The sequence below is a fragment of the Chryseobacterium sp. KMC2 genome (genome assembly GCF_016756935.1).
GTDB classification, from domain to species: Bacteria; Bacteroidota; Bacteroidia; order Flavobacteriales; family Weeksellaceae; genus Chryseobacterium; species Chryseobacterium rhizosphaerae.
This window is the reverse complement of the sequence record NZ_JAESIT010000002.1, coordinates 1-19,925: the sequence shown is the minus strand read 5'-3', so window position 1 is coordinate 19,925 and position 19,925 is coordinate 1. Positions and strand designations below refer to the sequence as shown.

Sequence of the window (19,925 nt, the reverse complement as noted above, 5' to 3'; positions counted from 1 at the left end):
TATTATTTAAACGGGATATGGTTAATTTTATTATTCATTAACAGTTGATATCTGAGATATTTTCCGGGATATTGTAGCTCCAATAGTATTGGCTATTACCAAAAAATCAAAGCCATTCTTCATACCCCAATACGGTTAAGATTTCTGGAGAATGACAAGGCTCAGGGATAAAGCGGGAAGGAAATATTTATAAGTCTCCCAGAGAATCGGGTAAAACAAAAAACGGACTTTAAAAAGTCCGTTTCTGTTTTATATCAAATATCGTTTTTTGCGATTAAGATCTCAGTTCAGCATTGAATTCCTTCTGGAAAGATTTGATTAAAGAATCCATTACTTCTGCAATTTCTTTTTCTTCCAGTGTTTTTGCTTCGTTTAAAAGCTCAAAACTCATTGCATAGGATTTTTTACCTTCCGGAAGGTTTTTACCTTCATAAACATCGAATAGATTAATCCCTTTAATAAACGGAGACTTATTCTTTCTTGCTGTCTGGTATAAATCCTCATAGTTTACATGCTTGTCAATCAGTAAAGCAAGGTCTCTTCTGATCTTATTGAATTTTGGAATATCTTTGAACTTCAGCTCATTCTTGGAACGTAATTCCTGAGCCCACTCCAGTTCAATTTCAGCATAGAAACACTCCTGATCGATATCAGAATCTTTCAACAATGCAGGTGCTACTTTTCCAATTCTTACTAAAGTTTTACCATCTGCTTCATATGCTAAAGCATCAGAGAATCTTTCATCAGTTAAAGGTATTTCTTTATAGTTGACTGCAAGTCTTTCCAATAAAACTTTTACATATGCCTTAAGGTTATAGAAACTTACGGCAGATTTAGGCTGTAACCAGTTTTCTGCAACATCTCTTCCCGTTACCAGGATTGCCAATTGCTTTCTCTCTTCGTATTTATCTTTTTTATGGTAGATCTTTCCGAATTCAAAGAACTTAATATCCTGATTTTTTCTATTGATGTTGTAAACAGCATTTTCAAGAAGCCCTTCCAATAGGGACTTTCTCATGAATGCCAAATCACCGCTTAAAGGATTCAACAGCTTTACAGCATCAGTTTCATCTTTTACAGAAGTCAATGAATTGTTCATTACTTCGTTGAAACCTAGGCTCTGTAAAGTTCTTGCCCAGCTGTTTTCCAGCTCATCCTGATCGTTTGCACTTAATTTAACAGGTGTGAACGAAATTTTTTGCGGAGCATCAATTTTATTATATCCATAGATTCTTAAAATCTCTTCAATAACGTCAATCTCTCTGGTCACATCAGCTCTGTAAGCAGGTACTGAGATTTCGAAACCATTAGGAATTTCATTTAAAACCTGAATTTCCAACGCTTTTAAGATTTCTTTTACTTTCTCCCTGTGTATTTTTGTTCCTAAAATCTGTTCAATTTTAGAGAATCTCAGGATCACATAGCTGTCCTCAATTTTCTTAGGATATTCTTCCAACAAATCACCTGCTAATTTTCCTCCTGCTAATTCCTGAATTAATTTTATGGCATGAGTGATTGCTGTTCTTGTAATATTAGGGTCTACTCCTCTTTCAAATCTGAAAGAAGCATCGGTATTTAAACTGTGTAGTTTTGCACCTTTTCTTACCGCAATTGGGTTGAAATATGCACTTTCAAGGAATATGGTTTTGGTAGCATCAGATACTCCTGAAGTAGCACCACCAAAAACACCGGCAATACACATAGGGGTGTCTTTACCATCTTTGATCATGATTTCGGTACCGTTCAGGGTTCTTTCCACTCCATCTAATGTGGTGAATTTTGTTCCTTCTTTTACCACTCCTACTTTCACCTTTTTATCGGCAATTTTATCGGCATCAAATGCGTGAAGCGGCTGCCCATATCCATGAAGAATATAATTTGTAATATCTACAACATTATTGATCGGGCTTAATCCGATGGCTTTTAATCTGTCTTTTAACCAAGCCGGAGATTCTTCTACTTTTACATCTTCAATTACCGCTCCGATATATCTTGGACATAATTCTGCATCCTCAATGATCAGACTGAAATCATTTGTCCCTTCGTTATTTAAAGCTTCAGAAGCAACTTTATTAAACTGAGATTTCAACTGATTTGTAGAAAGATAAGCATGAAGATCTCTTGCCACCCCGTAGTGAGACATGGCATCCGTTCTGTTCGGTGTTAAACCGATTTCGAAAACTTCATCATTAGCAAGCTCAAAATAATCTGCAAAGTTCTTCCCTACTTCATATTTTGTTTCATCCAACACCATGATCCCTCCGTGATCTTCGCTAAGGCCAAGCTCATCTTCTGCACAGATCATCCCCTGAGAAACCTCTCCTCTGATCTTTGCTTCTTTGATTTCAAAAAAGTTTCCGGTTTTATCATAGATTTTAGTCCCTACTACAGCTACCGGCACTGTTTGTCCTGCTGCTACATTAGGAGCCCCACAAACAATGTTCAATACTTTTCCGTTTCCTACATCTACTGTAGTTTTGTTTAGTTTATCAGCATTCGGATGTTTTTCGCAGGTTAACACTTTCCCTACAACAATTCCTTCCAGACTGCCTTTTACACTTTCAAATTTATCTATCCCTTCAACTTCAAGACCTATATCTGTAAGAAACTCACCGATTCTTTCAGTTTTCAATTCCGTTTTCACAAAGTCTCTCAGCCAGTTGTTTGATATTTTCATCTGATAATTTTATTTTTTCTAAAGTCAGGTGCCCCCTTAATGGTTTCATCTGAGTATATTTTCAAAAATTTATTTGAATTTTGCACGATTATAGTCGTACAGTTTTAAGCGTACAAATGTCGTGTTTTTTTGAGAAATACAGAAATTTAGAATCAACTTTAAGATAATAAATTTTCGTTAATTCCACTTTCACAGGTTAAAGAAACGGCTCAGGCGTCAGGTCTCACTTTAGTCAAAAGATTCTCAGGCCCCTATCCCAATATTGAGTTCTTATCATCTGATGCTTTAACCACCTTTCTTAAACTGTTGGAAAACAATAGAAGTCCTGCTGCCATCATGATGATATCTTTCAGTACCAAACGGCCTGCTCCCGACAGATAAGGAAATCCGTATTGAGGGGTTGGAAAATCTCCGCCAAGATTAGGAACATAGACTTCAGGAGTAGTACTTAAAAATGAAAGAGTCACCAAAGACATCAGAAAGGTCAGTCCCCCACCCCAGGCTCCTATTGTAGGAAACCAGATTCCAAGCAGTACCAAGCTCCCAATCACTACAATCATTGTTCCCAGACCATATGAGAATATGTAAGTCCCATTTTGCGTATGCCATTCTATATTTTTCTGTACTGTTTTCCCTTCCGGATTTTTATACAAGGTATATTCTGAAACCGGTTTTTGATCTTCATTAAGGACTTTATTTCCTGCATTTTTATAGAAAAAACTCATTAAAGGGCTGTTGGCGACAAACGGAACAATACCGTCTGCCTCGTATTGGAACGCCTTAAGCCCACCAATCCAAGCCATCACGATGAATATTGAAATTCTCAAAAAATTAAAAGAATAAGCGTCCAGCTTTGATAAGTAAGCGGATAATTTGTTGTTCTGCATATGATTTACTTTTTCTTACAAAAGTATTCAGATACAAACCTCCCGGGAATAGATATTTGAGGACATTACATGGACATTTTTGCCACTATGGAGATCCCTACTTTCTCCCTGTAATTTTTGGGTGAACATCCTACCGATTTTTTGAAGTACCTGCTGAAATAAAACTCATCAGTAAATCCCAGTTCTGAAGCAATTTCCTTAACAGACCGATAGGTCAGGTGAAGAAGCTTTTTAGATTCCAGAATAATTCTTTCATTAATCAGCTGACTGGGTGTTTTAGCAAATTCCTTCTTAACAGCCTTGCTTAACGTATTGTTGGTAATATTGAGTTGATCACTGTAAAATGAAAGTTCCTTTTCATGTCTGAAATAAGATTCCAGCAGTTTCTGAAATGCTGCTGCATTTTTGTTAGGGAGCTTTTCGTTGGAAACAGGTCCGTTGCTGACTGTATTTTTCTGTTTGCTGCCGATGGCAAGAATAAGCTGTATATATGTTTTGATAATCGATTTTGAAAACTGATGATTTTCAGAATTTTCTTTTTTAATATGATTAAAAAGTTCCAGAATATACTCATAGTTCTCTTTCATCAGCTCTATCCCCGGATTCAGGTAAATATTATTGAATAGAAGCCCATTACAGGCCACTTCTTCTTTATGATATTCTATACAGTAGTAATCCCCATGAAAGAGAAGCACAGAAACCTCTTCATCGGATTCTGAAGCCATTTTCAGTTTTAGGTAGGGCGAAAGAAATAAAATAGTATAGCCTTTATAGGAGTAATTGATATCATCTACAGCATAAACACCGGCACCTTTCCATAAAACAACCGTATAATTTTCAGTGGAAAATTCTCCAGGGAAACCGGAGGTATGATATGACTGTATTTTTACTTCCATAATTAAAGGGTCAAATATCTGTTTGATCGTTGAAATAGCAGTACAAACTTCGGAAAAATAAAGTTTCTACTATAAATGATTCCCATCTTTTTCACCATGATCTGCTTTATACTTATCATTTTTGTATTTCAATCCGTGACTTTTCCCTAATTAGTATTTTCTTAAACGCAAAGATTTAATAGCCAAATGATATATTTGAAGGGGGCAAAGATGGAATCAACTTTGTTGACTCTTTTAAGCCAGTGTTCCAGTCCGGTTGCTTTACTGATAGCCTAGATCATGATCGTTCATGATCATATTCGTGATCTTTGTGTAAAGAATTTGTGTAATTAGTGTTTTATCAAACGTAAAGCTTTAATAACCCAATGGACTATTTTGAAAAAGCAAGGCTGAACATTTCCAAACCATTTTTTAGAATATTCCTTATGATAATTGTCTGTACATAAAAAACAAAAGCCGGAAAATCCCGGCTTTTATTAAAGTATTTTAATCTTTGTTTTACAATCCGATTACCGGCATTGATAACATTAAGATATTTTCGTTTTCTTCAAGACCATCAAGAGGTTCAATGATACCTGGTCTGTTTGGTTGAGACATTTTCATAGTAACATCATCAGAACCAAGAATTGTCAGCATTTCAGTTAAAAACTTAGAACTGAACCCGATATTGATATCTTCCCCGTTGTAATCACAAGGAATCTGCATATCTGCTTTGTTTGCATACTCCGTATCTTCTGCATGAAGATGAAGGATGTTTCCCGAAAGTTTAAATCTTACCTGATTGGTCGATTTATTAGACATGATAGATGCTCTTTTGATAGCTCCAAGTAAAAGGTTTCTGTTGATCGTCAGTACATTTGGATTTTCTTTTGGAATTACCGCTGTATAGTTTGGATACTTTCCGTCGATCAGTCTACAGATCCAGATATGTTTATCAAAAGTAAACTTGGCCATATTCTCATTGAAATCGATTTTAACGTCTTCATTAGAGCTTGCCAGGATATTTTTGAAAATGTTCAAAGGTTTTTTAGGCATGATGAATTCCATAGGCTCGGCATTCACCAGGTCTGTTCTTTTATACACAACCAATCTGTGAGAATCTGTAGAGACGAAATTCGTTTCATTTTCTCCAAACTGGAAAAGAACTCCCGTCATTACCGGACGAAGGGAATCATTACTTGTTGCAAAAAGTGTATTGGTAAGGGCTTCAGATAATACTCCCGCTGGCATTGTCACATTCTGAGAAGCATCAAATTCCGGCAATTCCGGATAATCATCCGCATTGTCTAACGCTACTGCAAAATTGTCTTTTTCATCTAAAATCTCAAGCTGGCTTCCGGTTCCTTCAGCATTGTCCTTTACGGCAAATGTTAAAGGCTGTTCGCCATATGTCTTGATAAAATCCTGAAAAATTTTAGCAGGAACAGCAAATTTACCTGTATCATCAGACTTCACGTCTAAAGAAGTAACAAGAGTTGTCTCGCCATCAGATGCTGTAATGGTAACATTATTTCCGTCTAGTTCAAAAAGATAATTTTCTAAAATAGGTCTCGATTGAGAGCTTGATATTACGCCACTTACAGTTTGCAAAGCCTTCTGCAGTTCACCACTTGAAATAATAAATTTCATAGATTTAAAAATAAGTTTCTACAAATATAATAAATAGATATAACAAAGAAAAAAATAATCCCTAGGAGTTTTTAACAAACATCAACATTCTGTTTTCAGAGCTTACATTATGCATGGATTTCTGCCGGCATTTATTTCCGCTTCAAAAACACAAGCTGTACCGTCCCCTACATTCTTTTAAAAACATCACTATTAACGGGGAAACCCACATTATTACGAATTGTTTTTTCACACTGCCACTATCTACTCTCAAATATAACAGATTATCCGCAACAATCAAAATACAAAACCTATCTTTGTTAAAAAAGTAACAACTCATGCAAAAGCCTCCTCTTCATAAAAGTTTTCTGAATGCTTTCCATGGAGTCTTTTTGATGATCAAAACGGAGAGAAATTTTCAGATTGAGCTGCTGGCTTTTTTTGCCAACCTATTTTTCATCTTTTATTTACACCTGTCCGCCACCGATGCGGCCATTGTTATTTTCCTTTCTTTTGCTGTTTTAAGTGCTGAAATTTTCAATACAGCCGTTGAAAGGATCTGCGATATCATCCAACCTGATTTTGATAAAAGAATTGGCTTTATTAAAGATATTGCTGCCGGTGCTGTTGTATTGCTGGCTATAGCTTCAGCCATTGTTGGGGTACTTGTGTATTGGAAATATATTTTTACTTAAGAAATATCCCGTTCTTTCATTCCAATGCTTCCTTACCTGCTTTTATTGTACAGCAATAAAAATATCCACTTCTGCATCTGATGGATTTTGTGCCTTTTCTCCATATACCTCAAAATCTGCAGTAAAAATTCTTCCCAGATCCATTTCCCAGATTTTCAACCATTGATTGATGACAAGGTTTTTTGTAAGATCTCCCCTCACTGTAAATTTCACATAATTTCCTCCGTCAAAAGAATACCCAACCATTCCCTCAGGAATATGATCCAGATTGTTCACCCTGCATCCAAGAAGTGTGGTATAAGGCTTTGTATGGTCTTTTTCGTAATCTGTATAGATTGAATAAACCGTAGTATCCATTTTGTTTGGAATAGCCTCCAGAATACCTTCATTCATAAACTTTCCCCATAATGCCCCGATATCTGTAGCAGCCTGGTTATTTTCATTGGTAGTTCTTACTGCAATACCGATAACCTGGTAAGGCTCTGTTTGTACATTGTTCATCTCTTCACTATTTTTTTATTGTCCATCAAAGATAATGTTGGATTATGACAACCGTATGTCAGCAGGGATTGGATATTTTAAGTTTTGGCTAAAGCCAATGGAGATGGGTTACTTAAAAAAACGGGCTGAAGCCCGTTTCTATTGAATAAATATCTTAATTAAATGAATAGATCATATCGGTTTTTGATAGATTATTCAAACTTATCTATGGTCTCATACTCATATATGCTCTACCTCAGATTTCAAAAATATTTGTAATCTGCAAGCTGTATTTTTTAGGTTTTGGCTAAAGTCAGATGACGATGGATTAATTTAAAAAATGGGTTGAAGCCCGTTTCTATGGATGATATTGATTTTTAAACAAAAAACGTTTCTGAAAATCAAATACTTTTCAGAAACGTTCTGTTCATTAGATTATTTTTATCTTATAAAGTACAATAGTAATCCCATGATTCACCTGTCATACAGCCATCATATTTTGAACAATAGTAGTAATATGGTGAAGTGCTGCAGTTTCCGTTTTCATCTTTTGGATAAATAATCAGAGATGGTTTTCCTCCTCCTTTTACAGTTTTTAACTCCTGTCTTTTAATTTTTTTAAAATTTTTCATAGTAATTTTTTTTGCAGCTTAAAACTACTAAAAAAATTCACTCATTATGGATAAATGTAGACCGTTTTATTTTCCTACATAAATAAATCCTTTCTTTCCTGATCTGAAAACGGTTTCTATTCTTTTATAATCATCTACTTCATATTCATCTGCCTGAAGGATTTCTTCTTCTGTAACTTCAAAAAGTATTCCTTCTACACAGTCTTCTTTATTTCCGGAAGGGGCTAAAACAGGATGAAATTGTTCTCCGCTTTTACGTACTACCTCAGGATCTGTAATTTCAATCATCCCCAGTGTATATCCGGAAAGTATATCTTTTTCTCCCTGTAAAATCCGTCCGAATGTTTCAAGCTGCACCTGCTCTTTCTGCAGGGTTCCGTAAGAAAATAAATGAGGCATTATAAGTATTTTTCAATAACTGGAATTGCAATTTCGGCCATCATTCCGTAGCCTTTTTCATTGGGATGAACTCCGTCTGCAGAAAGCAGGACTTCTTTATCATCAAACAATGCGGCATAAAAATCAATATACCCCAGGGAATATTCTGCTGCAATATCTTTCAGTATCTCATTGTATGCAACCACTTCCCTATTGGTTCTCAACTTTCCTGATCCTACGACCACTCCATCTATTTTTTGAGAAACCGGAAGAATACTTACCAGATATATATCGTTGGAAAACTGTTTCGCCTGTTGGACCGCTGCTATGATATTATTTTTGAATTTTTCAGGCTCTAGGACCTGTATTCCTTCTTTTATGGCAAGGTCATTAGCTCCGTAACTTAGGAAAACCAGATTTCCATCAGCTGAATTTCTTGCACTTAATTCTACAGGCATTCTCTTCAATAAACCTTCTGTAGTTTCGCCACCGATTCCTAAATTGAATAAAATCAGTTCATCACCGTTTCCTTCATGGAATTTTTGCAGGGCATATCTCTTTAAAATATCTACCCAGCCTCCAAAAACACCATCATATTCTCCATATGTTATACTGTCCCCAAAGAACAGTCCATACACTATTTTCTTCATTCAGTTAATTCTTTTGGTTTTGCTTCTTAGAAGCTTTTCAAATATTTTTCAAAGTAAGATAAAATCTGCCGAATCCGACAAATCTGCAGGATATTTTTTTATTACAGATTGTGTAATCTTAAGAATGTCACAGTTCTTAATGGTTTAAAAATCACGCTGTTTTTTAACGTAAAGCTTTAGTATACATTCCGTAAACTTTAAGAAACAAAGATAGAATCAACCTGCTAATTCTATTAAGCTAAAGGTAAAATTCAGACCATCAATCATTTCCCCACCCTCAACTCTCAACTCATCAATCTAACCTCAACGTAATATCCCCATGCGACTCTATAATTTCCACCAAAATTTCAAATAACGTCTGCCCACTTCCGGCGATCAAATCCTCCAGTTTCTGCTGCATCAATTCTATATTAAAAGGCTTTCCCTGTCTGATTTTATTTTCGTAAAATTCCTGAGTTGCTTTCAGGCCCAGGTCTTCTTTTGATTTTTCTGATTCTTTCCAAACGATTTCTATTTCTTCACGATATTCAAATACTCCAAAACCACCATACAGGATATCATTAAACCCATCAAGCGTTCCTACTTTCCAATCGGCACCTCTCATCAGAATACCTGAGACTTCTTCATAGAAACCTGCTAAAGACGAAAAATGACCGCCATTGATGACGATCATTTTTCTTGTATTGTTATTTGAAGTATTCAACACCGTTTTTGAATATATTGTGATAATTCGCTGTTGGTATGTTTTTCATGAGGCCATCGGTAAAACGTTCCGGGTGTCCCATTCTTCCGTAGATCTTTCCACATGGGCTGGTAACTCCTTCAATTCCGAATAATGAATTATTAGGGTTAAATGGCATACCATGGGCGATGTTTCCATCAAAATCTATGTACTGGGTTGCTACCTGTCCGTTTTCATAAAGCTTCTTGATTTCTTCTTCTGAAGCCATGAAACGACCTTCACCGTGAGAAATAGGAATAGTAAAGACCTGATCTTTCATTCCTTTTAACCATGGGCTTTCGTCATTCACCACTTTCACAGTTACCATCTGAGAAATGTGTCTTCTGATGGCATTATGAGCCAGTGTCGGAGAGTTTTCATCAAGATCTTTGATTCTTCCATATGGTAACAATCCTGATTTAACCAAAGCCTGGAATCCGTTACAGATCCCGATGATCATCCCGTCTCTGTCTAGTAATTCATGAACCGCATTTTTCATCTTCTCGTTCTTTAAAACGTTTACAATGAATTTTGCAGAACCATCAGGCTCGTCACCTGCGGAGAACCCTCCTGAGAATGCTAAAATCTGTGATGTTCTGATCTCTTCCACCCATGCATCAATACTTTCTTCCAACAATTGGTGATTGATATTGATCAGTGGTAAACTGCTCACAACAGCTCCTTCTTTCTGGAATGCATTCAACGTGTCATATTCACAGTTGGTTCCAGGGAATACCGGAGCAAACACTTTCGGCTGAGCGATTCCGTGTTTTTTAATGATAATATTTCTTGGGTTGACTGAGTTTGACTGCTCATCTATTTCAACCGTTATTTTTTCTTTTTCTACAGTCGGGAAAAGGTTTTCGAAAGTATTGGTATAAGCAGACACAAGACCCAGGATGTCAGATTCAAGATTATTAATCTTTAACGTTCCGGAATCTTTTACTTCTCCAATCAATTGAAGAGTTGCTGAGCTTAGCTCTTCTTTTGCTTCAATGATCAGGCTACCGATATTTTTTGCTAATAATGCATTTTCATCTGCATTGATTTCAGCACCCAATCTGTTTCCGAAGCTCATTTTTGCTAAAGCTACTGCGATACCTCCTTCTTTCACCGTTTTTACAGAAACAATTTTCCCGGCTTTGATATTTTCAAAAATAAATTCAAAAACTTCTTTTAAGCTGTTATAGTCCGGAAGACCGCTTTCCTGTGGAATATGGTTGAAGAAATACAGTTTATTTCCTGCATTTTTCAATTCAGGAGAGATGATATTCTGTTTTTCTCCATTAGCACAAGCAAAAGAGATCAATGTAGGCGGAACATTCAGATCCTGATAGGTTCCACTCATGGAATCTTTCCCTCCGATAGCCGCTAAACCAAGGTTGATCTGAGCGTCATAGGCTCCCAACAGGGAAGCTAAAGGTTTCCCCCACTTTTCAGGGCTTTGCCCTAATTTTTCAAAATATTCCTGGAAACTAAGTCTGATATTCTTATAATCTCCACCCATAGCCACAATCTTTGCAACACTTTCTACTACAGCATAAGATGCTCCCAATAATGAGTTTTGTTTTGAAATTTCAGCATCAAATCCCCAGCTTGCCAGAGAAACGGTTTTAATATCTTTCGCTCCTAAAACAGGCAGTGTCTGAACACTTCCTTCCATTAAAGTCTGCTGATATTTTCCTCCTAAAGGCATTGCTACTGTAGTTCCTCCCACTGAAGAGTCAAACATTTCCAGTAATCCTTTTTGAGAGGCTACGTTTTTATCTTTTAAGGTATTCAGGAAGTTCTCTTCTGTGAAAGCCTTAGTTTCTTCTTTTACTTCTTCAAGGTGATTAATTTTCACCTCCTGAGATTTTGAACATCCATTGGTATCAAGGAATTCTCTTGAAAGGTCCACAATTTTATCTCCTTTCCAGAACATCTGCATTCTTCCTGAATCGGTCACTTTTGCCACTTCTACAGCAACAATATTTTCCGCTTCACAGAATTTAATGAACTGTTCTTTATCTTTTGGATCTACTACAACAGCCATTCTTTCCTGAGATTCGGAAATGGCAAGTTCTGTCCCGTTTAATCCTTCATATTTTAAAGGTAATACATCCAGGTTCACCTCTAAAGAGTCTGCAATTTCACCGATAGCCACGGAAACTCCTCCTGCTCCAAAGTCATTTGACTTTTTGATCAGCTTTGTCACTTCCTGATTTCTGAATAATCTCTGGATTTTACGTTCTTCAACAGCATTTCCTTTCTGAACTTCAGAGCTCATCGTGTGAATAGAGGTTTCATCCTGCTCTTTTGAGCTTCCACTGGCACCACCAACACCGTCACGACCTGTTGCACCTCCTAAAATGATGATAGAATCTCCATTGGCAGGTTTTTCACGTCTTACCCAGTCTACAGGAACGGCTCCGGTAACGAAACCAACTTCCATTCTTTTTGCTTTATAGCCTTCATCATAGATTTCTGAAACCATGGTAGTTGCTAAACCAATCTGGTTCCCGTATGATGAATATCCGTTAGCAGCCTGTTTTGTAATAGTTTTTTGAGGCAATTTCCCTGGTAACGTTTTATCTACCGGTTCTAAAACATCGGCAGCTCCCGTCAGTCTCATCGCCTGGAATACAAAAGATCTTCCGGACAATGGGTCTCTGATTGCTCCTCCCAAACACGTAGAAGCTCCTCCAAAAGGCTCAATCTCTGTTGGGTGGTTATGGGTTTCATTTTTGAACAGCAAATACCATGGTTCTTTTTTACCGTCGTATTCGGCTTCAATCTGGATGGTACATGCATTAATCTCATCGGAGATCACCAGGTTATCCAGGTTACCTGTTTTATGGAAATATTTACCGCATACTGTTGCCAGATCCATTAAAGAGATTGGCTTCAGCTCACGGCCTAAGAATTTTCTTTTTTCGATATAGTCATTGAAAATAGTTTCCAATGTATGTTTGAACTGGCCTTCAAACTGAATGTCTGACAATTCTGTTTCAAACGTAGTGTGACGGCAGTGGTCACTCCAATAGGTGTCTAAAACTTTCAATTCAGTTTCTGTAGGATTTCTCTGTTCTGTCTTAAAATAATCCTGAATAAATTTCAAGTCATCTAATCCCAGTGCAAAACCATGATTGTTATAGAAACTTTCAAGCTCAGCATCATTAAAATTGATAAAATTTTCGTGGATTAAAACTTTTGACGGTATTTCATCTGCAGGGATATCCAATATAGACAGATCTTTTTCCTGAGATTCTACTTTATTGATCAAAAGGTCTTTGATCTTCACCAGATCAGCTTCAGAAACTCCTTCAAACTCGATCAGTTTACCACTTCTTACTTTTGATTTTTCATTTTCTGTCAATAATGCAATACACTGTTGGGCAGAATCTGCTCTCTGATCATACTGGCCCGGTAAAAACTCCATTCCAAAGTGAATCGATTTTGCAGGGTTTTCTGTGTGTAAAATATCAGTAACAGGGTCTACAAAAGTATTATTCACTACTTTTTCAAATTCTCCGTCATTCAAACCGAAAATATCATACACATTGTATACTTTCACGCTTTGAACCGCCGGAACAACCGCTTTTACTTCATCAAAAATTTTTGGACTTTCCACATCGAAAATTCCTCTCTTTTCTACGAAAATTCTTTTGTTATTAGACATTAGATGCCAGATTTTAATATTAGATTTATTTTTCTTTTTTACTTTTTCAGAATTTAAAGTTTTTTTCTTTAAATCCGTCTATATTGGAAAATTTTGAAAGAGATTTTTCCTTCAACCATTATTCCGTACAAATTTAAAGGAATAAGGCTATCTTCTTCAAATTTGAGCCCTGGAATTTCCAATTTATTTGTTTATAAATTTATTCGGATTATCCTTATGTTCTTTCTGAAATTCTTCTGCGCTTTTTATTTCTGCTTTCAACCAGTTTTCAAAAGGAATCTTCTTTTCATTAAAATCCTCTATCCCATAAAATGTTTTTCCATCTTCTGAGACCAGAAACTTGAAACGATAAAGCATATCCAAGTCCTTCTTTCTGTGATTATAGGTATTTACCTGATAATACGGAAAGTTTTCTTTTGGTCTTTCTACAATTTCAAAAAACAGATTCTTTTCATTTTCAGACAGTTTATTGTAAAAATTCACATAATAAAGATCTGAAAGTTTTTTCTCCCGTTTTTCAAAAAACTGAAGGATACCCTTCTCTTTTTCATTGTATTGAAATGGGTTCGGATAATATTTCCCATCTATTTCAACATCCTGAGCTGTTGGGTTTGCCAATGACTGAACGGTTTGTCCTTTGATATTCATCACTCCCCATTTACCACCTACAATAGACCTGTGTTCGTCATTTGTTTTCTCCCAATCGCAGCCGTCACAAAATGCAGCATATCCGTAATTAAAAGGTGATACAAAATCATGCTCAGCTTCAATAATAATCTTACCGTTACGGTCTGCAAATCCTACTTTACCATTTTTAACCAATCTTCTTAGTCCCTCAGAGAAATAATCCGCTCCATTATCATAAAGGAAAGGTTTGTAAAGGAATGTACCATTTCTGTCATATACATTTCCCCAAGCATTTTTCTCCGGTTTTTCGCCTTCTTTATTCCCATCAAAAAAAATGGTTTCTCCTTCTACGGGATCTCCATCTTTAAGGTAGGAAAAGACTTTGAACTGTGCAGGAACTATTATTCTCCCTGCTTTATCTTTCACTCCAACCAGGGAATCTTTGGATTTAAAATACCGTAAGACTTCCTTTTCCTGAGAAAAAGTAATCATGGGTGTCAGTAAAATGGTCAGTAGTAGTTTTTTCATATAACGGGCGGGAAAAAAATATGCAGCCCGAAAGGCTGCATACTGCTTTATACTTTAAGATCAGCCTCCAATCCTATTAAGTCTTTATTTTGGTCCAGAATCGGCTGAACTTCATTTTGAATGAATTCTACCGTCTGAATCGGCGCAAAACCGACAAAGTTCTTAGGATCTAAAACTTCTTTTAATTTTGATTTATCTAATTTTAAAGAATCATCGTTTAAGATTCTTTCAATAAGGTCATTTTCTTTTCCTTCTTCTTTCACTTTCTTCGAAGCTTCCATAGAATGAACTCTGATTACCTCGTGGATCTCCTGACGGTCACCCCCAGCTTTCACTTCTTCCATGATAATATATTCTGTTGCCATGAAAGGAAGTTCCTCTTCGATATGTTTATTGATTCTGTTTGGATAGACTACGATTCCGTTCATAATATTGTTCCAGATCAGTAGAATAGCATCTACTGCTAAGAACGCCTGTGGAATGGTTAATCTCTTGTTTGCAGAATCATCCAGTGTTCTTTCAAACCATTGTGTAGAAGCTACCATGGCAGAACTTGTAGTCAAAGACATTACATACTTTGACAAAGCTCCGATTCTTTCGCTTCTCATCGGGTTACGTTTGTATGCCATGGCTGATGAACCGATCTGGTTTTTCTCAAATGGCTCTTCAATTTCCTTAAGATTCTGAAGTAAACGTAAGTCATTAGTGAATTTATGGGCAGACTGAGCGATGTTACCTAATAAAGCCACTACTTTAGCATCAATTTTTCTGTCATAGGTCTGTCCTGAAACACCAAAAACTTTCTCAAAACCGAATCTTTTTGAAAGTTCTTTATCTAAGTGTTTTACTTTGGAATAATCACCATTGAATAACTCAAGGAAACTTGCAGCAGTTCCTGTAGTTCCTTTTACCCCTCTGAAACGAAGTGTTTCAAGGAAGAAATCAAGTTCTTCAATATCAAGAACCAAACTCTGTAACCAAAGGGTTGCTCTTTTTCCAACTGTCGTTAACTGAGCCGGCTGGAAGTGTGTGAATCCTAATGTTGGAAGGTCTTTATACTGAATAGCAAAGTCTGCTAAGTTTTTCATGACGTTCACTAACTTTTTCTTTAAGATCAAAAGTCCGTCACGGATCTGAATTAAGTCTGTATTATCTCCTACAAAAGCTGAAGTAGCTCCCAAATGGATAATTCCCTTTGCTGAAGGCGCCACATCACCATAGGTGTGAACGTGAGCCATTACATCATGACGGAATTTCTTTTCGTATTCTGCTGCTTTATCATAATCGATATTTTCAGCATTCGCTTTCAACTCTGCAATCTGCTCATCTGTGATCTCAAGACCAAGGTCTTTTTCAATCTCAGCTAAAGCGATCCAAAGCTTTCTCCAGGTACGGAATTTATTGTTATGTGAGAAATTAAACAACATTTCTTCACTGGAATAGCGCTCTTCCAATGGATTTTTGTAGGAATTCATTCTTTCTTTTACTTTTAGATGTACAAAAATACGGTTTTTCAGTGAGAGATGAAAATCCTGTTTTTATGATTTTTAAACCATATTCCGAATAAGATAAAGGATTCCATTTATACTTTTGCCTTGAAGCAAAAGTATACAAAAATTCAAGACGGGAATCATCCGCTAAAAATTTGATTGTACTCCTAAAATTTCCAAACCCGCATGGATCATACGATTCTGCTTCGGTTCTATATTATAACCCATGCTCAGTGGAAATTTTTTAACGGATTACAGTCAAATTTTCTTAACGCTCCTGGTTCCTAAGTCGATTAGTGGATAGGACATAAAATAGGCTGTCCATTTCTGAGACAGCCCCGTTCTTTACCTTATTTTCATGAATCAAATTAATCAATAAGTCCACATGGTGATCCTACTGAGATACATTTTTTTACAAATGAACACCAAAAGTATCCTGGCAGACACATAGGGATTCCTCCCTGAACTGTTTTCAATTCTCTTTTTGAAAGTTTTCTTAGATTTTTCATAGTCTTAATTTTTGATTTTTCTCCTACTCTATATGCTTTTCGGATTACGCTTTAATTTGGTACTCCCAATATACATATTTTTCAAATACAAAAACATAATCCATTCATTTCACATTATTTACAAATTAAAATGCACTTGGTGACATTATTTATACTTTACCTTGAAACCGAAGCTTGAGTGATTAAACTCGTCAACCTTTTTTAGAGTTAACATAGTTTATTATTTTAAATATGTCCTTTGCATTTTCAGGTTGTTTGTTTTTTCTCACCATAAAGAATACTATTACTTTGACTTTTCTATTGATCTTAATTGTCATAAAAAATTATTCCCAAAATAATACTGTAATCTTCACTACTAAAAATAGAACAACTTTTTTTATCCCCATCAATGACTGATAATTTTACATTTTGTAAATCAGAATATTTCATTCTTTTTACCGTTTCAGCTAATCCTTCAAAATAATTACCCTGATAAATACTAAAATCCAATCGGTCATTATAAATATCATATAAATGTTCTCTGGTTTGAACAAAAGAGTCTAAAATATCTTTTTGATCTTTAATCTGGCCAATGTAGGAAACCACCTGATCTAGATAGTTCCTAATATTATATAAATTATTTATTATTAAATCATTCATTCCTTCCATATAAATGTAAAAAAGCCTATCACAAATAATTTATGTTTGCTTTCTGTATATTTTTGTTCGTTATTCATCTTTATATATTTTGACATTTCCATTTTCCATTAAAAATCTACGTCCAAATGGCAAAGCTAGATATTTCAAAATATCAGGACGTGAAAAAGCAACGTGATAAAAATGTACCATTTTTAATGACTTAATATCGTCATTATAATCATCTGTAATTAGATACCACCCACTCTCATCCTGAGGTGAATCATATCTAATTCCTTCGATATCTTTTCCTTCATAAACTCCATCTGATATAACAACTGATTGATTGAAATCTGGAAAAAGAGGAATAAGATTTTGTTGCCAACATATTTCCTCTTGTTGCCTAACAATTGAAATTGCTGTATCACAACCTTTATTAAAGCCGCTACCGTCAGAATTTGCTTCGTACAGGTCGTAATAATTTTGTTCATCTAGTCGAAATTGCAATAACCAAGAATAATATCCTATATTCTGATTTTCAGAAATAGTAGGTTTATTCTCAACAATATAATCAATAATATATTTGATAACATCTAAATAATCATTTGTCTGTTGATTCTGAATAGCTAATCTTAATTCCTTACCAATACAAAGAGATAATCCTTCAGTATAAATATTTTTTCCATTCGATTTGACTGTAATATTCTTGTATTCCAATTTCATATGCATTTCGAAGATGATCCTTAATACAGTTATTATAATTGGAGGCTACTTCAAAGATAGCCTCTAATATTTGTTATATAATATTACTCCTGATAATCTTTTGAAAATTTAACTCCTTTCTTTTCCAAAATACTTTTTATAGTTTCTGCCTTGTCCTGAGGTGATAGTAGTATCACTTCATTTTTATTATTAAAAACAATTCTCCACATATTAGGATTATAAGTATATTGATATTTGCCCAAATTAAAATCCTGCATGGGTAGCCGCTGTAAATCTTTAAAGAGAGCTTCTAAAAAAGATTTATTTAAAAATTCATCTATTATTATTTTATACCCTCTTATTAAATAAACCTTCGAATATTGAAAACCAACCATTATCTCTGGATTTATAAAATAGATATAAACCCAATATTCCTTTTCATTTTCTACTTTATGAGCTCCTACGATTAATATATTTTGTTTCGCATCTACGGTATGTTCCTTATTTTTAGCATCAATGTAAGTTTCAATAAATGGCATTATTGAAGTGTTTTTAGTGGCATTTTCCTGTGCTTTACATAAAAAAAGCGTTAGTATACATATAAAAATTAATACTAGTTTTTCTTTCATAATCTCTAAACAATAATTCTTAAATCTCTGCCTTTCCCCTATTTAAATATAAAAAAGATGTGATCTTTAATACTGACAATAGATTCATCTATTCAATTCTTACTTAATTTTTTGCACGGACACGGTGGAGGAGCACCATTAAAATTCTTACGATTAAAATGTAAATAGTACTTTTTATTATTTCTTTCAACTAAAAGTGTTAAGTTATCTTTTTCTTTAGAAACATAATCACCTAAGTGAATTCAATTTTTCCATTGATCAAGCATAGGCAATTAGTTTATTGCACCAATATTTATAACATTGTTCATACCCTCTGGATATTTAGTTTGTATAATAATATTTAATATATCCTGAGGCAAATCATCTATAGTCAAAGGATTCACCGGACTTGTTACTAAATGATAATCATAGTCAAGAAAATTATTTAAATTAGTTTTATCAAAACAATAAAATCCTTTTTTAGTCATAGAAACAAAATCTTGTAAATATCTTTCATCAGGACCTGTTCTAAATATTTCGATCAATAAATCATTTAGTTTTGCGTTCACTATTACCTCTGACATTTCTGGTAGATTTCTAAAATATGACACTAGTGTCTCATTATTTTCTGATGACCTAGCAACTGATTCAGGTAATTTTCCGGCTCCTGACGCTGTAAACCCTATATACTTACCATCTGTAAAAAACCAATCTATATCTAATGTTTGTTGTTCTATTTCTGTGTACATAAATAATAATAATATTTTTCAAGTTAAGATAATAAAAACCACTGCTATTTAGCTGCAGTGGTTTTTGGTTTATTTATAGAACACCAGCTAGAAGCTAGCGCCAGCGGGGACATGTAAAAACTTACACCGTAATTATACATTCCCGCTTCTTGCAATTCCTTTCCATTGTACTTCTAACTATAATATCCTCCAAAACTAGACTCACTAAGTCCGCCTACCCTGATATGATTTAACCCAAAAGGATAATAATTGTTGGTTATTTTCCAAATGATCCTTATACTGGTATAGTATAACTAATTGTTAATAAAAAAATGCCACACAAAGGGATTCGTTCAGCAGCGTAGGTTTATTCAGGCTCTAAAATTTAAAAATATTGCAGCATTATAAAAGTCCCCCACCACAATTGCGGTGGTTTTTTGTGTTTTTGCTCATGGATTACAAATCCGCAAAATCGGACACCGATTAGTTGGCTTTTCTTATTGCTTATCCCAACCAATATGGTTTTCTAAAACCCCAGGATTATATATTTTATTAAGTCCGTTAGGTTTATTAAACATCAAAGTTATGATAAGATCCTTTTTCAAATTATCAGGATCATTTTCTTTAACTATAATATACTGAACATATTTCATTTTAACACTTGGAATAAAAACATCTGTAGTATCTTTTATTTTAATGTTTTTTAACAAATCTTTTTTAGAGTTGATTTCATTATAATGTTTGTTCAAAAAAAACAATTCTGAAGCGGTTACTCCAGGATAATTTTCAGAATCATAAATTAGATTATTATAAGATTGTAAATCATTGTCTTT

Annotated in this window: 19 protein-coding genes; 1 reads left to right on the top strand and 18 read right to left on the bottom strand. The window is 34.9% G+C overall.

The features are described from left to right. Positions 1-274: 274 nt before the first annotated feature. The 4 genes from pheT to dnaN all read right to left on the bottom strand — a co-directional run bounded on the left by pheT (position 275) and on the right by dnaN (position 6,089). Complete coding sequence (pheT, locus tag JML65_RS02505; RefSeq protein ID WP_202269810.1) at positions 275-2,677, bottom strand: phenylalanine--tRNA ligase subunit beta; 2,403 nt, start codon at positions 2,675-2,677, stop codon at positions 275-277. Between the two features lie 251 nt (positions 2,678-2,928). Then, positions 2,929-3,564, bottom strand: coding sequence for a DUF417 family protein (locus JML65_RS02500; protein ID WP_202269809.1), 636 nt, complete (start codon positions 3,562-3,564; stop codon positions 2,929-2,931). Positions 3,565-3,629: 65 nt separating this feature from the next. Further along, a complete protein-coding gene (locus tag JML65_RS02495; protein WP_202269808.1) occupies positions 3,630-4,460 on the bottom strand; it encodes an AraC family transcriptional regulator in 831 nt (276 codons plus the stop codon). Positions 4,461-4,958: 498 nt separating this feature from the next. Beyond that, positions 4,959-6,089, bottom strand: coding sequence for a DNA polymerase III subunit beta (gene dnaN / locus JML65_RS02490; RefSeq protein WP_047486155.1), 1,131 nt, complete (start codon positions 6,087-6,089; stop codon positions 4,959-4,961). A 317-nt stretch (positions 6,090-6,406) separates the two neighbouring features. Between dnaN and JML65_RS02485 the strand changes: the two genes are divergently transcribed. Next, positions 6,407-6,763, top strand: coding sequence for a diacylglycerol kinase family protein (locus JML65_RS02485; RefSeq protein ID WP_202269807.1), 357 nt, complete (start codon positions 6,407-6,409; stop codon positions 6,761-6,763). Positions 6,764-6,805: 42 nt separating this feature from the next. Here JML65_RS02485 and JML65_RS02480 read toward each other — a convergent pair whose 3' ends face one another. The 14 genes from JML65_RS02480 to JML65_RS02415 form a co-directional block, all read right to left on the bottom strand. Continuing rightward, positions 6,806-7,264: a GyrI-like domain-containing protein gene (locus tag JML65_RS02480; protein ID WP_202269806.1), complete on the bottom strand. Its 459-nt coding sequence runs from the start codon at positions 7,262-7,264 to the stop codon at positions 6,806-6,808. A 425-nt stretch (positions 7,265-7,689) separates the two neighbouring features. Beyond that, positions 7,690-7,875: a bacteriocin-like protein gene (locus tag JML65_RS02475; protein WP_202269805.1), complete on the bottom strand. Its 186-nt coding sequence runs from the start codon at positions 7,873-7,875 to the stop codon at positions 7,690-7,692. Between the two features lie 66 nt (positions 7,876-7,941). Then, positions 7,942-8,274, bottom strand: a complete 333-nt coding sequence (locus JML65_RS02470; RefSeq protein WP_047486160.1) for a gamma-glutamylcyclotransferase family protein — start codon at positions 8,272-8,274, stop codon at positions 7,942-7,944. Then, entirely contained in the window at positions 8,274-8,903 is a 630-nt protein-coding gene (locus JML65_RS02465; protein ID WP_202269804.1) for an SGNH/GDSL hydrolase family protein, read from the bottom strand. The genes JML65_RS02470 and JML65_RS02465 overlap by 1 nt, the downstream gene beginning before the upstream one ends. A 292-nt stretch (positions 8,904-9,195) precedes the next feature. Beyond that, a complete protein-coding gene (locus JML65_RS02460) occupies positions 9,196-9,609 on the bottom strand; it encodes a ribonuclease inhibitor (protein ID WP_202269803.1) in 414 nt (137 codons plus the stop codon). Further along, positions 9,590-13,285 carry a phosphoribosylformylglycinamidine synthase gene (locus JML65_RS02455; protein WP_202269802.1) on the bottom strand — a complete coding sequence of 1,232 codons (3,696 nt, stop codon included), beginning with the start codon at positions 13,283-13,285 and terminating at the stop codon, positions 9,590-9,592. The genes JML65_RS02460 and JML65_RS02455 overlap by 20 nt, the downstream gene beginning before the upstream one ends. Before the next feature lie 183 nt (positions 13,286-13,468). After that, positions 13,469-14,440, bottom strand: coding sequence for a WG repeat-containing protein (locus JML65_RS02450; RefSeq protein ID WP_202269801.1), 972 nt, complete (start codon positions 14,438-14,440; stop codon positions 13,469-13,471). A gap of 47 nt (positions 14,441-14,487) precedes the next feature. Then, on the bottom strand, positions 14,488-15,915 hold the full coding sequence (gene purB, locus JML65_RS02445; RefSeq protein WP_047486165.1) for an adenylosuccinate lyase: 1,428 nt from the start codon (positions 15,913-15,915) through the stop codon (positions 14,488-14,490). 383 nt (positions 15,916-16,298) lie between these two features. Further along, positions 16,299-16,439, bottom strand: a complete 141-nt coding sequence (locus JML65_RS02440; protein WP_153816321.1) for a bacteriocin-like protein — start codon at positions 16,437-16,439, stop codon at positions 16,299-16,301. Positions 16,440-16,745: 306 nt separating this feature from the next. Beyond that, on the bottom strand, positions 16,746-17,078 hold the full coding sequence (locus JML65_RS02435) for a hypothetical protein (protein WP_202269800.1): 333 nt from the start codon (positions 17,076-17,078) through the stop codon (positions 16,746-16,748). A gap of 69 nt (positions 17,079-17,147) precedes the next feature. Continuing rightward, positions 17,148-17,777: a hypothetical protein gene (locus JML65_RS02430; protein ID WP_237390767.1), complete on the bottom strand. Its 630-nt coding sequence runs from the start codon at positions 17,775-17,777 to the stop codon at positions 17,148-17,150. Between the two features lie 83 nt (positions 17,778-17,860). After that, a complete protein-coding gene (locus tag JML65_RS02425) occupies positions 17,861-18,385 on the bottom strand; it encodes a hypothetical protein (protein ID WP_202269798.1) in 525 nt (174 codons plus the stop codon). Positions 18,386-18,657: 272 nt separating this feature from the next. Beyond that, positions 18,658-19,113, bottom strand: coding sequence for a hypothetical protein (locus JML65_RS02420; RefSeq protein ID WP_202269797.1), 456 nt, complete (start codon positions 19,111-19,113; stop codon positions 18,658-18,660). Between the two features lie 476 nt (positions 19,114-19,589). Beyond that, on the bottom strand, positions 19,590-19,925 hold a 336-nt coding region (locus JML65_RS02415; protein ID WP_202269796.1), incomplete at its 5' end, for a hypothetical protein.

Bases quoted from the DNA above. Each gene is read 5' to 3' on its own strand.
- pheT (WP_202269810.1), bottom strand. From the start codon at position 2,677: ATGAAAATATCAAACAACTGGCTGAGAGACTTTGTGAAAACGGAATTG.
- JML65_RS02500 (WP_202269809.1), bottom strand. From the start codon at position 3,564: ATGCAGAACAACAAATTATCCGCTTACTTATCAAAGCTGGACGCTTAT.
- JML65_RS02495 (WP_202269808.1), bottom strand. From the start codon at position 4,460: ATGGAAGTAAAAATACAGTCATATCATACCTCCGGTTTCCCTGGAGAA.
- dnaN (WP_047486155.1), bottom strand. From the start codon at position 6,089: ATGAAATTTATTATTTCAAGTGGTGAACTGCAGAAGGCTTTGCAAACT.
- JML65_RS02485 (WP_202269807.1), top strand. From the start codon at position 6,407: ATGCAAAAGCCTCCTCTTCATAAAAGTTTTCTGAATGCTTTCCATGGA.
- JML65_RS02480 (WP_202269806.1), bottom strand. From the start codon at position 7,264: ATGAACAATGTACAAACAGAGCCTTACCAGGTTATCGGTATTGCAGTA.
- JML65_RS02475 (WP_202269805.1), bottom strand. From the start codon at position 7,875: ATGAAAAATTTTAAAAAAATTAAAAGACAGGAGTTAAAAACTGTAAAA.
- JML65_RS02470 (WP_047486160.1), bottom strand. From the start codon at position 8,274: ATGCCTCATTTATTTTCTTACGGAACCCTGCAGAAAGAGCAGGTGCAG.
- JML65_RS02465 (WP_202269804.1), bottom strand. From the start codon at position 8,903: ATGAAGAAAATAGTGTATGGACTGTTCTTTGGGGACAGTATAACATAT.
- JML65_RS02455 (WP_202269802.1), bottom strand. From the start codon at position 13,285: ATGTCTAATAACAAAAGAATTTTCGTAGAAAAGAGAGGAATTTTCGAT.
- JML65_RS02450 (WP_202269801.1), bottom strand. From the start codon at position 14,440: ATGAAAAAACTACTACTGACCATTTTACTGACACCCATGATTACTTTT.
- purB (WP_047486165.1), bottom strand. From the start codon at position 15,915: ATGAATTCCTACAAAAATCCATTGGAAGAGCGCTATTCCAGTGAAGAA.
- JML65_RS02440 (WP_153816321.1), bottom strand. From the start codon at position 16,439: ATGAAAAATCTAAGAAAACTTTCAAAAAGAGAATTGAAAACAGTTCAG.
- JML65_RS02435 (WP_202269800.1), bottom strand. From the start codon at position 17,078: ATGAATGATTTAATAATAAATAATTTATATAATATTAGGAACTATCTA.
- JML65_RS02430 (WP_237390767.1), bottom strand. From the start codon at position 17,777: ATGAAATTGGAATACAAGAATATTACAGTCAAATCGAATGGAAAAAAT.
- JML65_RS02425 (WP_202269798.1), bottom strand. From the start codon at position 18,385: ATGAAAGAAAAACTAGTATTAATTTTTATATGTATACTAACGCTTTTT.
- JML65_RS02420 (WP_202269797.1), bottom strand. From the start codon at position 19,113: ATGTACACAGAAATAGAACAACAAACATTAGATATAGATTGGTTTTTT.